Source organism: Arthrobacter sp. Ms25 (assembly GCF_059090365.1).
Genome location: NZ_JBNHFP010000004.1, coordinates 312,436 through 327,014, shown reverse-complemented (window position 1 = coordinate 327,014; position 14,579 = coordinate 312,436). Strand labels below are relative to the sequence as shown.

Here is a 14,579-nt window from a genome sequence, read left to right as displayed (position 1 = left end):
GACAATGGTGCCAGACGCGCCGCTTCCGGGTCCGGCGGCGGTTCCTACGGGGATACGTGTCCCGCGCTGTCCGCGACCATCAGCCGCACCGCCTCGGCCGGATCATCCACCACATGCAGCAGCTTGAGGTCCGCTTCCCCCACCATGCCTTCGGCGAGAAGGGTTTCACGGATCCATCCCAGCAGCGGGTTCCAGAATTCGGTGCCGATCAGCACGATCGGGAAGGACGTGACCTTCTGCGTCTGCACCAGCGTCATGGCTTCGAAGAGCTCATCCAGGGTTCCGAACCCGCCCGGCAGCACAATGAACCCCTGGGCGTACTTGACGAACATGGTCTTGCGGACGAAGAAGTACCGGAAATTGACCCCGAGATCCACCCATTCGTTCAAGCCGGTCTCGAAGGGAAGTTCAATGCCGAGGCCCACGGACAGTCCGTCGGCTCCCACGGCCCCCTTGTTCGCCGCTTCCATGGATCCCGGGCCTCCGCCGGTGATGACGGCCAGGCCCGCTTCGGCCAGCAGGCGGCCCACCTCTTCCCCGAGCTTGTAGTAGCGCGATCCGGGGACGCTGCGGGCGGAGCCGAACACGCTTACTGCCGGACCCAGTTCGGAAAGGGTCCCGAAACCCTCCACGAACTCGCTCTGGATCCGCAGGACCCGCCAGGGGTCGGTATGCGTGAAATGGGCGGCACCCGCAGAGTCCAGCAGGAACCGGTCCGACTGCGGTGTCAGGGCAGCGCCCCGGCGCAGCTCCACCGGACCCCGCTTCCGCGGAAGGTCGGCGGGCGTGGGACGGGGGTCATCGCTGATAGGCATGCCTCTAGGCTAGCCGTGATGACGCTGGTGGCAACGTGGCCGGCTGCCCGGCGAGGGGCCACAGGGCACAGGTTGCGCTTATGTCACAATTAGCTGCCCGGGTGGCCCATGACACACGCCGGCAATAATCAATGGTTAGATTTTCCTTATGACCAGTGACACATCCCCAGGTACATCCGTGCCTGAATCAGCTGCACCGCTTGTTTCACTGAAGAACGTGAACAAGCATTTCGGGGACCTCCATGTCCTGCAGAACATCAACCTCGACATTGCCCGCGGCGAGGTAGTGGTGGTGATCGGGCCTTCCGGGTCCGGTAAGTCGACCCTGTGCCGTGCCATCAACCGCCTCGAAACCATCGACGACGGCGAAATCACCGTTGACGGCGCCGTCCTGCCGTCCGAAGGCAGGGCCCTGGCGAAGCTGCGCGCCGACGTCGGCATGGTTTTCCAGTCGTTCAACCTGTTTGCCCACAAGTCCATCGTGGACAACGTCTCCCTGGGCCCGGTCAAGGTCCGCAAGTCCAAGCCGGCCGAGGCGAAGAAGCTCGCCATGTCGCTGCTGGAGCGCGTGGGAGTAGCCAACCAGGCCAACAAGCTTCCGGCTCAGCTCTCGGGCGGCCAGCAGCAGCGCGTGGCGATTGCCCGTGCGCTGGCGATGAAGCCGAAGGTCATGCTCTTCGACGAGCCCACCTCAGCCCTGGACCCGGAAATGATCAACGAGGTCCTGGACACCATGGTGGCCCTGGCGAAGGACGGCATGACCATGGTGGTGGTCACGCATGAGATGGGCTTCGCCCGCAAGGCCGCGGACCGGGTGATCTTCATGGCCGACGGCCAGATCGTCGAGCAGGCCACTCCCGAGGAGTTCTTCACGAACCCGAAGAGTGACCGCGCCAAGGACTTCCTGGGCAAGATCCTGTCCCACTAGCTCTGTTTCCAGCACCACCAGCAGTACCGCGGTTGCAGCAGTAGGCAGCAACCCTTATGAGGCTAGGAACTCCGGTTGCCGGAGGACCGCAATGCAAGGAGAAAACATGCGCAAGACCCGTTACGCCGCAGCGGCCATCGCCGCCGTGGCAGCACTGACCCTGTCCGCCTGCGGCGGCGATTCCGGTTCCGAGTCGGGCTCCGGCAGCACGGAAGGCGCCGGCGAGAAGATCCGCATCGGCATCAAGTTCGACCAGCCGGGCGTGGGCTTCAAGGACGGCAGCGAATACACCGGCTTCGACGTCGACGTTGCCAAGTACGTGGCCAATGAGCTCGGCTACTCCGAGGACGATATCGAGTTCATCTCGACGCCGTCCGCCCAGCGCGAAAACATGCTGGAAAACGACCAGGTGGACATGATCTTCGCGAGCTACTCCATCACGGACACGCGCAAGGAAAAGATTGCCTTCGCCGGACCGTACTTCGTCGCCGGCCAGGACCTGCTGGTCCCCTCCGACAGCGACATCGCCGGCCCCGAGGAACTGGACGGCAAGAACCTTTGCTCGGTGACCAGCTCCACCTCCGCGCAGAAGATCAAGGACAACTACGCCGCCGGAGTGAACCTGCTGGAGCAGCCCAGCTACGCCGAGTGCGTGACCGCCATGCAGGGCGGTTCCATTGACGCCGTCACCACCGATGACATCATCCTTGCCGGCCTGGCTTCCACGGACGCCAACAAGGGCAAGTTCAAGGTTGTCGGCAACACCTTCTCGGAGGAACGCTACGGTGTCGGCCTGCCGAAGGAAGAAGGGTTGGTCAAGTGCGAGGACATCAACGCAGCGATCACCCAGATGGTTGAAGACGGCGCCTGGGAAGAAGCCATCACGAAGAACACCGAAGGCGTGGACTACACCTTCAATGCAGAGCTGAACCCGCCGAAGACGGACGCCTGCGCCTAGCCAGTACCACCGGTGCTTCGGCACCGTCCGTTCCACCCCGCGGCCGGGAGAGCTACCCGCTCTCCCGGCCCGGGCTTCGTCCACCATAAAGAGGTGAAACATGGAGGGTTTTACTGCCCTCTTCGAGCAGTACGACGTCGTCGGCGCTTTCTGGGTCAACATCCAGCTGGCGTTCTGGGCGGCTCTCTGGTCGCTGATACTCGGTACCGTCCTGGCGCTGATGCGGATCTCTCCGATCCCCAGCCTGCAGTGGTTCGGTGCCGCCTACGTGAATATTTTCCGGAACACGCCGCTGACCATCATTATGGTGTTCGGTTCACTCGCCCTCTGGTCGCAGCTGAACGTCAGCCTGTCCTCGGACTTCAACACCAACTTCTTCCGCCTGGCGGTGCTCTCGCTGAGCGTCTACCACGCGGCCTTCGTCTGTGAAGCGATCCGCAGCGGCGTCAATACGGTTCCGCTGGGACAGGCCGAAGCGGCCCGGGCCATCGGCCTGGGCTTCCTTCCGGCGGCCCGGATCATCATCATGCCGCAGGCCTTCCGCGGCGCCATCGCGCCTATGGGCAATGTGCTGATCGCCCTGGTCAAGAACACCACCGTGGCCGCCACGGCCGGGGTTGCAGTGGAAACCTCCAGCACCATGAAGACCATGATCGAGTTCTACCCGAACCTGATGACCCAGATCTTCCTGACCTTCGCCATCGGCTACGTCATCATCGTCATCCCCATCGGCCTGCTCACCACCTGGGCCTCGAAGAAACTGGCGGTCGCACGATGAGCGCACAGAACGTCCTGTTTGACGCCCCCGGACCCAAGGCCCGCCGGAACATCAGAATCGGCAACATCCTGGGCGTCCTGCTGGTCCTGGCACTACTCTGGGTGGCCGTATCCGGGCTGGCCGAGAAGGGCCAGTTCGAGGCAGCCAAGTGGACGCCGTTCCTGGAATGGAGCACCTGGGAGTTCTACATCCTTCCCGGCCTGCTCTCCACCCTGAAGGCTGCCGCGCTTGCCGTGGTGACTTCCATTGCCTTCGGCCTGCTCTTCGGCATCGGCCGGTTGTCTGCCTTTAAGCCGATCAGCTGGGTCTGCGGGATCGTGGTGGAATTCTTCCGTGCGGTTCCGGTGCTGCTGATGATGGTGTTCTTCTACCAGTTCCTGTCCAAGTCCACGTCAGTGGATCCTGCACAGGTTCCGTTTTGGGCAGTAGTGATTGCCCTGACCCTGTACAACGGTTCGGTTATTGCTGAACTGGTGCGTTCCGGCGTCTTCGGCCTGCCCAAGGGCCAGCGGGAGGCCGGGCTGGCCATCGGCCTGACTCCCGGACAGTCCCTGCGCAGCATCGAGATGCCCCAGGCCCTGGTGGCCATGCTTCCGGCGTTGCTGAGCCAGTTCGTGGTGATCCTGAAGGACTCGGCCCTGGGTACCTTCATCGGTTACACCGAGCTGCTCGAGTACGCCCGCCGCCTCGCCAGCGGTGAAGGCAACATCCTGCCGGCGCTGCTGGTCACGGCGGCAATCTTCATTCTCCTGAACATGCTGCTCACCTTCGCTGCCCAGCGCCTTTCCCGGCGCCTGGGTGCACGTGCGGGCAAGGTCATGAAGATCGAAGACACGATCGAACCCGAGGGTGCCGAAGCTCCGGCACCGGCGGCCGCCCCCGGCAGGGGCGGGGCCGCATAGCTCAAGGCTGCATCAAAAGGAGGGGACCGGCACCGCCGGTCCCCTCCTTTTTGAGTTTCTCCCCGGCAACGTTCCGGGTCCGCCGTCCCCGGCGGAGCGCTGCCGTCCTAGCCGAGCCAGGACCGCAGGGCTGCGAGGCAGTCCCGGATGGCTGCGGCGGTGACGTGTTCGTTATCGGTATGGGCCAGCAGCGCGTCCCCGGGTCCGAAGTTCACCGCGGGGATCCCCAGGGCGCTGAACCGGGCGACGTCGGTCCAGCCGTATTTCGGTTTCGGTTCGGCGCCCACGGCGGCCACGAAGGATGCGGCAGCGGGCAGGGTCAGTCCCGGCCGGGCGCCGGCCGCTGCGTCGGTGCGGACGACGTCGAAGCCGGCCAACAGTTCCCGGACGTAGGCTTCGGCTTCTTCAATGCCCTTGTCCGGGGCGAAGCGGTAGTTGATTTCCACCGTGGCCGAATCCGGGATCACGTTGCCGGCCGTTCCGCCCCAGATCCGGACGGCGTTGAGGGATTCACGGAAGTCCAGTCCCTCCACGTTCACCGTGGCCGGTGAGTGGTCGCGCAGCCGCACCAGGATGTCCGCCGCAGCGTGGATGGCGTTCTCCCCCATCCAGGCCCTCGCGGAGTGTGCGGCGCGGCCGGTGGTGGTGGCGTGGAAGCGCATGGTGCCGTTGCAGCCGCCTTCCACGGTCCCGTTCGTCGGCTCGAGGAGGACGGCGAAGTCCGCCTGCAGCCAGTCCGGATGGCTGCGCTCCAACCGTCCGAGTCCGCTCAGGGAGGCTTCCACTTCTTCGTGGTCGTAGAAAACGTAGGTCACGTCCCGGGCCGGGTCGGTGAGCGAGGCCGCCAGCGCCAGCTGGACCGCCACTCCGCCCTTCATATCGGTGGCGCCGCGGCCGTACAGGACCTCGCCGTGCCAGGTGGAGGGTACGGTTCCGCGCGATCCCGGCACCGTCGGCAGCGGGACGGTGTCCAGGTGCCCGGCCAGGATGACGCGCTCGGCCCGGCCCAGCCGGGTTCGGGCTACGACGGAGTCGCCGTCCCGGGAGACTTCTAGGTGCGGGTAGCCGCGGAGGGCGGCCTCGACGGCGTCGGCGAGGGCGGTTTCGTTACCGGAAACGCTCTCGATATCCATCAGGACGGCGGTGAGCTCTGCCACGTCGCCGGTCAGGTCCAGGGTAGTCACAGGTGCATCAGTCACCGTCCCACAGTACCGCTCGGTAGACTGAGGACCATGACTTCACGCTCTACCCCTGCCCCCGCCGACACCGGCCGCACTGCCTCTGGCCTTGGCCTGGCCACCGTCACTTCCGACGGCGTTGTGCTGGATGTCTGGTTCCCCCGCCCGCTGCTTGGCGCCGCCGTTCCCGATTCGGAACTCCAGGGCGACCTCGATGCCGCCGCTGAAGCCATGATCGACGGTATCCGCGGCACCCACGGCGAAGTCCTGGCCACCGAGATCGACCTCGACGCCGCCCCCGCCGACACAGCCGATGCCTACCTCCGGCTGCACCTGCTCTCGGCGCGCCTGGTCCAGCCGAATACCATCAACCTCGACGGCATTTTCGCGGTCCTGCCCAACGTGGTCTGGACCAACCACGGCCCCTGCGCCGTCGCCGACTTCGAGGCCGTCCGGCTGCGGCTGCGCAGCCGCGGCACCGTAACCGTCTACGGTGTGGACAAGTTCCCCCGCATGGCCGATTACGTCCTGCCCTCCGGCGTACGCATTGCTGACGCCGGACGGGTCCGCCTCGGCGCCCACCTCGCCGAAGGCACCACCGTGATGCACGAGGGCTTCGTCAACTTCAACGCCGGGACCCTGGGCACCTCGATGGTTGAGGGCCGCATCTCCGCCGGCGTGGTGGTCGGCGACGGAACCGACGTCGGCGGCGGCGCCTCCATCATGGGCACCCTCTCCGGCGGCGGCAAGGAAAAGATCACCCTCGGTGAGCGTGTGCTCCTCGGCGCCAATTCCGGCGTCGGCATCAGCATCGGTGATGACAGCGTGGTGGAGGCCGGGCTCTACGTCACTGCCGGAACCCGCGTCAGCGTGCTGGACGGCGACGAACCCCGGCTGGTGAAGGCCGCCGAGCTCTCCGGCGTCCCGAACCTGCTGTTCCGCCGCAACTCGGCAACCGGCGCCGTGGAGGCCCTCCCCCGCAACGGACGCACCGTGGAGCTGAACTCCGCGCTGCACGCGAACTAGCGGCCCGGACGCCATGCAACTGGTCCGGCAGCATGAGACGCGCAGCTTTCGGGTGCTGCTCCTGCTGCTGGCGCTTTGCGTGGTTGCATTCGCCGCACTCTTTGCTATATCCGCGCTTACCGGTAAGAAGCCGGCACCGGTGATCGCTGAACGCTGCGTCGCCGTCGCGGGCGGTGCCGAATACCGGCTCACGCCGGAACAGGCGGCAAACGCGTCCACTATCTCCGGCGTGGCGGTGGCCCGCGGGCTGCCGCCACGCGCCGTCTCCATTGCACTGGCCACGGCCCTGCAGGAGTCCGGCCTGCGCAACCTGGACTACGGTGACGACGCCGGCCCGGACTCCCGGGGCCTCTTCCAGCAGCGTCCGTCCCAGGGCTGGGGCAGCACCGAACAGGTCATGGACCCCGTGTACGCCGCGAACGCCTTCTACAACGGGCTGGAGCAGGTCCCTGGCTACGCGGACCTTCCGATCACGGAGGCGGCGCAGACCGTCCAGCGCAGCGCCTTCCCCGACGCCTATGCCAAGCATGAAGGCCCTGCCCGCGCCTTCGCCTCCGCCCTCACCGGTCAGACCCCTGCAGCGCTTTCCTGCACCCTTCACGCCCCGACGGCAACCGCTGACCCCGCGCAGGGCGCTGCGGCCGCGGAGGCAATCTACGGGCCGCTCAACGGCTCCGTCATGGGCCCCCTGTACGTCGCCACGGTTGAGGGCGCCTTCGGCTGGTCCGCGTCCCAGTGGTTCGTGGCAAACGCCAAAGCCCTGGGCATCGAATCGGTGGCCTATGAGGGCAGGACCTGGCACCGCGGCTCCGCTGTCTGGGAAGAATCAGACGCCGCTGCAGGCCAGGTCGCGGTCACGTTCTTCAGCCTGCCCGCCGAATAGGCTGCCCGTCCCCCGGCGGTTTCCGCTGCGGATCCCGCAGCAGGAACGTTTAGGCTTAGGACCATGCGCATTCTTGTCACCGGTGGCACCGGCTATATCGGATCCCACACCACACTTGCCCTCCTCGAAGCGGGCCATGACGTGGTGGTCGTGGACAACCTCCTGAACTCAAGCAAGGAATCGCTCCGGCGGGTCCAGGAACTGACGGGCCGTGAGGCTGAGTTCATTGAGGCGGACCTGCTGGACCAGGCAGCGCTCGACGCGGCCTTCGAGGGCAGGTCTATTGACGCCGTCATCCACTTCGCCGGGCTGAAGGCCGTGGGTGAATCCGTGGCCAAGCCGCTGTACTACTACACCAACAACGTCGTCGGCACCATCAACCTGCTGCACGCCATGGACCGCCACGACGTGCGGACCATCGTCTTCAGCTCCTCAGCCACCGTCTACGGGGCGTCCGAGGAGGTTCCCCTCACCGAGGACTCCCCCATGGACGCGGTAAACCCGTACGGGCGCACCAAGGAGCAGATCGAAGACATCCTCAGTGACCTGGGGGCAGCGGACAGCCGCTGGAAGATTGCCCTGCTGCGCTACTTCAACCCCGCCGGGGCACACGAGTCCGGCCGCATCGGCGAGGACCCCACGGGGATCCCCAACAATCTGCTGCCCTTCGTGGCGCAGGTTGCCGTGGGCCGCCGGGACAAGGTGATGGTCTTCGGCAATGACTACCCCACGCCGGACGGCACCGGTGTCCGCGACTACATCCATGTCGTGGACCTGGCCGCCGGCCACCTGGCTGCCCTCAACTACCTGGGCGAAACCCCCGGCGTCCACCGCTGGAACCTGGGCACGGGCAACGGCTCCTCCGTCCTGGAGGTCCTGTCGGCTTTCTCCGCTGCCGCCGGCCGGGAAATCCCCTACGAGTTCACTGACCGGCGTCCCGGGGATGCCGCCGTCAGCTACGCCGACCCCGCCGCTGCGCACGCCGACCTGGGCTGGCGCGCAGAACGCAGCCTGGCAAGCATGTGTGAGGATCACTGGCGCTGGCAGAAGAACAACCCCGAGGGTTACGCCGCCCCGTAACTCCCAGGGCAGACGTTAAAAGGGAAGGTCCCCGGATTTCTCCGGGGACCTTCCCTTTTCCATACAAAGCAGATCAGCGCTGCGGGTAGTCCCGCTCCGGTGCGCCCGTGTAGAGCTGGCGCGGGCGGCCGATCTTCGTCTGCGGGTCCTGCATCATTTCGCGCCACTGGGCAATCCAGCCCGGCAGGCGGCCGATGGCGAACAGGACGGTGAACATCTTTTCCGGGAAGCCCATGGCCTTGTAGATCAGGCCGGTGTAGAAGTCCACGTTCGGGTACAGCTTGCGCTCGATGAAGTAATCGTCGGCGAGTGCCTTCTCTTCGAGGCGCATGGCGATATCCAGCAGCTCGTCGTTGCCGCCGAGCTTGGCCAGGATGTCATGGGCGGTCGCCTTGACGATCTTGGCACGCGGATCGTAGTTCTTGTAGACGCGGTGCCCGAAGCCCATGAGCTTCACGCCGTCTTCCTTGTTCTTGACCTTTTCCATGAAGGTTTCCGGGGCCATGCCGGTGGCCTTGATGTCGCGCAGCATGTTCAGGACCGCTTCGTTGGCGCCGCCGTGCAGCGGGCCGAAGAGGGCGCTGATGCCCGCCGAGACGGAGGCGAACATGTTGGCGTTGGAGCTGCCGACCAGGCGCACCGTGGAGGTGGAGCAGTTCTGCTCGTGGTCTGCGTGCAGGATCAGCAGCAGGTCCAGGGCCTTGACCAGGTCCGGGTCGATTTCGTACGGCTCGGCCGGCAGGCCGAAGGACAGCCGCATGAAGTTCTCCACCAGGTTCATGGAGTTGTCCGGGTAGAGCATCGGCTGGCCGATGCTCTTCTTGTGGGCGTAGGCGGCGATGACGGGCAGCTTGGCCATCAGGCGGACCGTAGAGAGCTCCACCTGTTCTTCGTCGAACGGGTCCAGGGAGTCCTGGTAGAAGGTGGAGAGCGCGCTGACCGCCGAGGAGAGCACGGGCATGGGGTGCGCATCGCGGGGGAATCCGCCGAAGAAGCCCTTGAGGTCTTCGTGGAGCAGGGTGTGGCGGCGGATCCGCTGGTCGAAATTCTCCAGCTCGGTGGGGGTGGGCAGTTCCCCGTAAATCAGCAGGTAGGAGGTCTCGAGGAAGCTCGAGTGCTTCGCCAGCTGCTCGATCGGATAGCCGCGGTAACGCAGGATGCCCTGGTCGCCGTCGATGTAGGTAATCGCGGACGTGGTGGCCGCCGTGTTCATGAAGCCGGGGTCAAAAGTGACGGTGCCGGTCTGCTTCAGCAGCTTGGAAACGTCGAATCCGTTGTTTCCCTCCGCTGCGGCAACGCGGGGCAGTACAAGCTCATCTTCGGGATTTGGCCCGTACTGGAGCTTGGCACTTGGTTGCTCAGTCATTAATTCTCCTTTAGGAGTTTTCGAAACCGCCGCTATGTACATCCGCTTCCGGCGGACATAGTGCATTCCACTAAACTATTTCGCTAAAACGCTACCGGTTTCAGTGCCCTTACCACTAATCGGGGCGGGCACTGTTGTACAAGCGCAACATGGCGGGGTGAGGTACTGCGGCGCGGTGCACGTTCCTCGTCCCTCCCGGTGCTACCTCAGGCGGGCGCTGTCGGACGTCGATGCTGCCTGCAGCCGCCCGGCAGCGGCTGCGATGCCCTCGTCGGTGCCCGTAAGCGCAATCCGCACAAAGCCGGCACCGGCGTCGCCGTAAAACACCCCGGGCCCCACTACTATGCCGAGCTCCGCGAAGCGTGCCACGGTTGCCCAGGTGTCCTCCCCTGCACTCGCCCACAGGTACAGCCCGGCCTCGGAGTGCTCGATTTTCAGGCCGAATCCCTCCAGCGCCGGAACCAGCAGGTCCCGACGGGAGCGGTAGAGGTCCTTCTGCGCCGCCACATGCGCGTCATCGCGCAGTGCGGCGGCCATTGCGGCCTGCACCGGCGCGGGAACAATCATTCCGGCGTGCTTGCGGCTGTTGACCAGATTCGCAATCACAGCAGGGTCCCCGGCGGTGAACGCGGCACGGTAGCCGGCCATGTTCGACTGTTTGCTCAACGAGTACACCGCCAGCAGCGACTCGGTGTTTCCGCCGCTGATGCGCGGATCCAGGATGCTGGGGACGGGTTCGCCGCCGCGGGCAGGATCCCACTGCCCCCAGCCAAGCTCGGCGTAGCATTCGTCGGAAGCGACCACGGCACCTACGGCGCGGGCCTCCTCCACGAGCCTGCGCAGTGATTGCGCCGAACGGACGATGCCGGTGGGGTTCCCCGGGGAATTCACCCAGACGAGCCGCACGCGCGAACGTGTCTGCTCATCCAGGTCCGACAGGGAATCCGCAGCGACCGCCGTCGCGCCGGCGAAAACCGCTCCCATGTCGTAGGTGGGGTAGGCCACCACCGGGCGGACGACGACGTCGCCCTCCCCCAGTCCGAGCAGCAGCGGCAGCCAGGCGACGAGTTCCTTGGAACCGACGGTCGGCAGCACAGCGGCCGGATCCAGTCCGGGAACGTTCCGGCGCCGGGCAAACCACTCCGTGACGGCAGTACGAAGGTCGGCGGTGCCGTGGGTGGTGGGATAGCCGGGGGCATCGGAGGCTGCTGCCAGCGCGTCACGGACGACGGCGGGCGTCGGGTCCACAGGGGTACCGATCGACAGGTTCACGGCCCCGTCCGGGTGTTCCGCTGCCCGGCGCTGGTAGGGCGCCATGGCGTCCCAGGGGTATTCGGGCAGGTCCAGGCCGAAGGCCCGGGGTCCTGCAGTGCTCATGACTGGTTCTGCGGGGGCAGGGCCGCGATGATCGGGTGGTCCTTGTGCGTGTTGCCTACCTTCGCGGCGCCGCCGGGCGAACCGAGATCGTCGAAGAACTCGACGTTGGCCTTGTAGTAGTCCGCCCATTCCTCGGGAGTGTCGTCCTCGTAGTAAATGGCTTCCACCGGGCAGACCGGCTCACAGGCGCCGCAGTCGACGCATTCGTCCGGGTGGATATAGAGGGAGCGTTCGCCTTCATAGATGCAGTCCACGGGGCACTCTTCAATACATGCCTTGTCTTTGACATCCACGCATGGCTGCGCAATTACGTACGTCACGTCCCTTGCCTTCCTGATCTGCGGGCCGTCGGCCGATAGGACGGCGGATCGCTGGGTGTTGGTTCCACGTTAGTAGCCTTGTCCATTATCTCCCAGCCGGAGCGTCCCGGTGACTACGACCCCGCCGTAGGATGGAGGCATGACCTCCGACGCCGCCGCACTGCTGCGCGCACTGCCGCCCGGCGTGCGGGTGGTGGTCCGCTACCGGATCGACGGCGGCTTCACCGATGCCCTCGGCACGCTCAGCGACGTCGGTGCCGACGGGTGCACGGTCGCTACCCGGCGCGGCGACGTCGTCATTCCGTATCCTCTGGTGACGGCGGCCAAAACCGTTCCGCCCGCTCCCCCGCGCCGCCCTGCGCGGATGCGCCCGCAGTAGACCACTGGAATTTAATGCAGAAGGGCCGCCGGAACGGTGTTCCGGCGGCCCTTTTACGTGCCCGAAAAGTTCGGCAGATGCCTAGGCGACGGCGCCTTCTGCCCGGTCCCGTCCCAGTATGCGCGCGCAGAGCAGTACGGCTGCCACAGTGGCAACCGCCTGCCCGAAGAGCCACACCAGTCCTGCGGTGACTACGGGCGGCTGCTCCGGTGCCGAGGAGCCGGTCACGATCAGCGGGACCTCGCTGACGAGGTCCAGTGAGAAGAGTCCCAGCACCAGGTACGTGACGACGCCGGTGACGGTGCTCAGCAGCGCGCTGCGCTGCCAGAGGCCGATCAGGAGCGCGACGGCGCCGCTGAACACGACGGCCAGCAAGGCGCCGACGGGCAGTCCGTTGTCACCGGCATACACGATGTGGCCGTGCAGGGAGGTGCCCAGCACGGCCGCCAGGATGCCGCCGGCCACGGCCGCAAGAGGCCCCCGCCAGCGCGGGGACCTCTTGCGGTTATCTGCCGAAGCGGAAATCGGACTAGGCCTTGGCACGGGCGCGGTTGGCCTTGGCGCGCTCGTTGGCGTCCAGGATCAGCTTGCGGATACGGATGGATTCCGGCGTGACCTCGACGCACTCGTCCTCGCGGGCGAATTCGAGGGACTCTTCCAGGGTGAGCTTCCGCGGCGGGGTGAGGTTTTCGAAGGTATCGGAGGAAGCGGCACGCATGTTGGTGAGCTTCTTTTCCTTCGTGATGTTCACGTCCATGTCATCGGCGCGGGAGTTCTCGCCCACGATCATGCCTTCGTAGACCTCGGAGGTGGGCTCCACGAAGAAGGAGCCGCGTTCCTGCAGGTTGATCATGGCGAACGGGGTGACCACACCGGCGCGGTCGGCGATCATCGAACCGTTGGTGCGGTATTCGATGGGGCCGGCCCACGGCTCGTAGCCTTCAGCGATGGATGCGGAGATGCCGGCGCCGCGGGTTTCCGTGAGGAACCGGGTACGGAAACCGATCAGGCCGCGGGCGGGAACAATGAATTCCATCCGGACCCAGCCGGTGCCGTGGTTGGCCATGTTCGTCATGCGGCCCTTGCGAGCAGCCATCAGCTGGGTCACGGCGCCGAGGTATTCCTCGGGCACGTCGATGGTCATGTGTTCCATCGGCTCGTGCACCTTGCCGTCGACCAGCTTGGTGACAACCTGCGGCTTGCCCACGGTCAGTTCGAAGCCTTCGCGGCGCATCTGCTCCACGAGGATGGCCAGGGCGAGCTCGCCGCGGCCCTGGACTTCCCAGGCATCCGGACGCTCGGTCGGAAGGACCTTGAGCGAAACGTTGCCGATAAGTTCCTTGTCGAGGCGGTCCTTGACCTGGCGGGCGGTGACCTTGGCGCCCTTGACCTTGCCGGCCAGCGGCGAGGTGTTGATACCGATGGTCATGGAGATCGCGGGATCGTCCACGGTGATCAGCGGCAGCGGCTTGGGGTTGTCGACGTCGGTCAGGGTTTCGCCGATGGTGATGTCCTCGATGCCGGCGACGGCGACGATCTCGCCGGGGCCTGCCGATTCGGCGGGAACACGCTCGAGTGCCTTGGTGGCGAGCAGCTCGGTGATCTTCACGGTCTTCATGGTGCCGTCGGCACGGGCCCAGGCGACCTGCTGGCCCTTGCGCAGGGTGCCGTTGAAGATGCGCAGCAGGGCGAGGCGGCCCAGGAACGGGGAGGCGTCCAGGTTGGTGACGTGCGCCTGGAGGACACCCTCGGGATCGTACGTGGGGGCCGGGATGTGGTCGATGATCGTCTGGAACAGCGGTTCCAGGTTGTCATTCGCGGGGGCCTCGCCGTCAGCGGGCTGCTCCAGGGACGCTGCACCGACGCGGGCGGCGGCGTAGACCACTGGAACGTTCAGGACCAGGTCAAGGTCAAGGTCGGGAACTTCGTCCGCGAGGTCGGAGGCCAGGCCCAGCAGCAGGTCCATGGACTCGCTGACTACCTCGTCGATCCGGGCATCGGGACGGTCGGTCTTGTTGACGAGAAGGACCACCGGAAGCTTCGCGGCCAGCGCCTTGCGCAGCACGAAACGGGTCTGGGGCAGCGGGCCTTCGGAAGCGTCGACCAGCAGGACGACACCGTCGACCATGGACAGGCCGCGCTCGACCTCGCCGCCGAAGTCGGCGTGGCCGGGGGTGTCGATGACGTTGATGGTGATGGTTTCACCCTTGGCAGCCGGGCCGTTGTAGAACACGGTGGTGTTCTTGGCCAGGATGGTGATGCCCTTTTCGCGCTCCAGGTCACCGGAGTCCATCACGCGTTCTTCCACGTCTCCGTGGGCGGCAAACGAGTTCGTCTGCTTCAGCATGGCGTCGACGAGGGTCGTCTTACCGTGGTCAACGTGGGCCACAATCGCAACGTTGCGGAGATCGCTCCGTACTGCGGTATTTACGGCCGTGTTGGTTTCTGACATGCGTGAGGACTCAATTCATAGGAGATCAGTTCGGGGGTGTATCTTATCGGCCGGATTGGTTCCGGCGTTTCCGGCTGTTCTGTACGAATGCTGATTCAATCGCTTGCTCAATCACCAGTCAGAATCCACCGAAGGCC

General features: G+C 65.6%; 15 protein-coding genes. 8 read left to right on the top strand and 7 right to left on the bottom strand.

Annotated elements, in window-relative coordinates:
• Nucleotides 1-44 precede the first annotated feature (44 nt).
• On the bottom strand, nt 45-815 hold the full coding sequence (locus tag AC5RT8_RS13090) for an LOG family protein (RefSeq protein WP_494096136.1): 771 nt from the start codon (nt 813-815) through the stop codon (nt 45-47).
• Between the two features lie 148 nt (nt 816-963).
• Between AC5RT8_RS13090 and AC5RT8_RS13085 the strand changes: the two genes are divergently transcribed.
• From AC5RT8_RS13085 to AC5RT8_RS13070, 4 genes are all read left to right on the top strand, one after another.
• Entirely contained in the window at nt 964-1,743 is a 780-nt protein-coding gene (locus AC5RT8_RS13085) for an amino acid ABC transporter ATP-binding protein (protein WP_494096135.1), read from the top strand.
• A 106-nt stretch (nt 1,744-1,849) separates the two neighbouring features.
• Complete coding sequence (locus tag AC5RT8_RS13080; protein ID WP_494096134.1) at nt 1,850-2,701, top strand: glutamate ABC transporter substrate-binding protein; 852 nt, start codon at nt 1,850-1,852, stop codon at nt 2,699-2,701.
• A gap of 100 nt (nt 2,702-2,801) precedes the next feature.
• The gene (locus AC5RT8_RS13075) at nt 2,802-3,479 is read left to right on the top strand and encodes an amino acid ABC transporter permease (RefSeq protein ID WP_494096133.1); all 678 of its coding nucleotides are present in this window, start codon (nt 2,802-2,804) and stop codon (nt 3,477-3,479) included.
• Nucleotides 3,476-4,381, top strand: coding sequence for an amino acid ABC transporter permease (locus tag AC5RT8_RS13070; RefSeq protein ID WP_494096132.1), 906 nt, complete (start codon nt 3,476-3,478; stop codon nt 4,379-4,381). Before AC5RT8_RS13075 ends, AC5RT8_RS13070 begins: the two co-directional genes overlap by 4 nt.
• 107 nt (nt 4,382-4,488) lie before the next feature.
• Here the strand turns inward: AC5RT8_RS13070 and dapE are convergent, their stop codons facing one another.
• Nucleotides 4,489-5,580 carry a succinyl-diaminopimelate desuccinylase gene (dapE, locus tag AC5RT8_RS13065; RefSeq protein ID WP_494096131.1) on the bottom strand — a complete coding sequence of 364 codons (1,092 nt, stop codon included), beginning with the start codon at nt 5,578-5,580 and terminating at the stop codon, nt 4,489-4,491.
• A gap of 33 nt (nt 5,581-5,613) precedes the next feature.
• Between dapE and dapD the strand changes: the two genes are divergently transcribed.
• From dapD to galE, 3 genes are all read left to right on the top strand, one after another.
• Nucleotides 5,614-6,585, top strand: coding sequence for a 2,3,4,5-tetrahydropyridine-2,6-dicarboxylate N-succinyltransferase (dapD, locus tag AC5RT8_RS13060; protein ID WP_494096130.1), 972 nt, complete (start codon nt 5,614-5,616; stop codon nt 6,583-6,585).
• 13 nt (nt 6,586-6,598) lie between these two features.
• Nucleotides 6,599-7,468: a transglycosylase SLT domain-containing protein gene (locus AC5RT8_RS13055; protein WP_494096129.1), complete on the top strand. Its 870-nt coding sequence runs from the start codon at nt 6,599-6,601 to the stop codon at nt 7,466-7,468.
• 63 nt (nt 7,469-7,531) lie between these two features.
• Nucleotides 7,532-8,548 carry a UDP-glucose 4-epimerase GalE gene (gene galE / locus AC5RT8_RS13050; protein ID WP_494096128.1) on the top strand — a complete coding sequence of 339 codons (1,017 nt, stop codon included), beginning with the start codon at nt 7,532-7,534 and terminating at the stop codon, nt 8,546-8,548.
• Nucleotides 8,549-8,621: 73 nt separating this feature from the next.
• Here galE and AC5RT8_RS13045 read toward each other — a convergent pair whose 3' ends face one another.
• The 3 genes from AC5RT8_RS13045 to fdxA form a co-directional block, all read right to left on the bottom strand.
• A complete protein-coding gene (locus tag AC5RT8_RS13045; protein ID WP_494096127.1) occupies nt 8,622-9,914 on the bottom strand; it encodes a citrate synthase in 1,293 nt (430 codons plus the stop codon).
• Between the two features lie 201 nt (nt 9,915-10,115).
• On the bottom strand, nt 10,116-11,291 hold the full coding sequence (dapC, locus tag AC5RT8_RS13040) for a succinyldiaminopimelate transaminase (RefSeq protein WP_494096126.1): 1,176 nt from the start codon (nt 11,289-11,291) through the stop codon (nt 10,116-10,118).
• The gene (gene fdxA, locus AC5RT8_RS13035) at nt 11,288-11,611 is read right to left on the bottom strand and encodes a ferredoxin (RefSeq protein WP_494096125.1); all 324 of its coding nucleotides are present in this window, start codon (nt 11,609-11,611) and stop codon (nt 11,288-11,290) included. The genes dapC and fdxA overlap by 4 nt, the downstream gene beginning before the upstream one ends.
• Before the next feature lie 139 nt (nt 11,612-11,750).
• Between fdxA and AC5RT8_RS13030 the strand changes: the two genes are divergently transcribed.
• A complete protein-coding gene (locus AC5RT8_RS13030; RefSeq protein ID WP_494096124.1) occupies nt 11,751-11,990 on the top strand; it encodes a putative acetyltransferase in 240 nt (79 codons plus the stop codon).
• A gap of 81 nt (nt 11,991-12,071) precedes the next feature.
• On the opposite strand, the gene AC5RT8_RS13025 is transcribed toward AC5RT8_RS13030, so the two are convergent.
• Nucleotides 12,072-12,533, bottom strand: coding sequence for an AzlD domain-containing protein (locus AC5RT8_RS13025; RefSeq protein WP_494096123.1), 462 nt, complete (start codon nt 12,531-12,533; stop codon nt 12,072-12,074).
• Nucleotides 12,520-14,442, bottom strand: a complete 1,923-nt coding sequence (gene typA, locus AC5RT8_RS13020; RefSeq protein WP_494096122.1) for a translational GTPase TypA — start codon at nt 14,440-14,442, stop codon at nt 12,520-12,522. Before typA ends, AC5RT8_RS13025 begins: the two co-directional genes overlap by 14 nt.
• Nucleotides 14,443-14,579: the final 137 nt, after the last annotated feature.

Bases quoted from the DNA above. Each gene is read 5' to 3' on its own strand.
- AC5RT8_RS13090 (WP_494096136.1), bottom strand. From the start codon at position 815: ATGCCTATCAGCGATGACCCCCGTCCCACGCCCGCCGACCTTCCGCGG.
- AC5RT8_RS13085 (WP_494096135.1), top strand. From the start codon at position 964: ATGACCAGTGACACATCCCCAGGTACATCCGTGCCTGAATCAGCTGCA.
- AC5RT8_RS13080 (WP_494096134.1), top strand. From the start codon at position 1,850: ATGCGCAAGACCCGTTACGCCGCAGCGGCCATCGCCGCCGTGGCAGCA.
- AC5RT8_RS13075 (WP_494096133.1), top strand. From the start codon at position 2,802: ATGGAGGGTTTTACTGCCCTCTTCGAGCAGTACGACGTCGTCGGCGCT.
- AC5RT8_RS13070 (WP_494096132.1), top strand. From the start codon at position 3,476: ATGAGCGCACAGAACGTCCTGTTTGACGCCCCCGGACCCAAGGCCCGC.
- dapD (WP_494096130.1), top strand. From the start codon at position 5,614: ATGACTTCACGCTCTACCCCTGCCCCCGCCGACACCGGCCGCACTGCC.
- AC5RT8_RS13055 (WP_494096129.1), top strand. From the start codon at position 6,599: ATGCAACTGGTCCGGCAGCATGAGACGCGCAGCTTTCGGGTGCTGCTC.
- galE (WP_494096128.1), top strand. From the start codon at position 7,532: ATGCGCATTCTTGTCACCGGTGGCACCGGCTATATCGGATCCCACACC.
- AC5RT8_RS13045 (WP_494096127.1), bottom strand. From the start codon at position 9,914: ATGACTGAGCAACCAAGTGCCAAGCTCCAGTACGGGCCAAATCCCGAA.
- dapC (WP_494096126.1), bottom strand. From the start codon at position 11,291: ATGAGCACTGCAGGACCCCGGGCCTTCGGCCTGGACCTGCCCGAATAC.
- AC5RT8_RS13030 (WP_494096124.1), top strand. From the start codon at position 11,751: ATGACCTCCGACGCCGCCGCACTGCTGCGCGCACTGCCGCCCGGCGTG.
- typA (WP_494096122.1), bottom strand. From the start codon at position 14,442: ATGTCAGAAACCAACACGGCCGTAAATACCGCAGTACGGAGCGATCTC.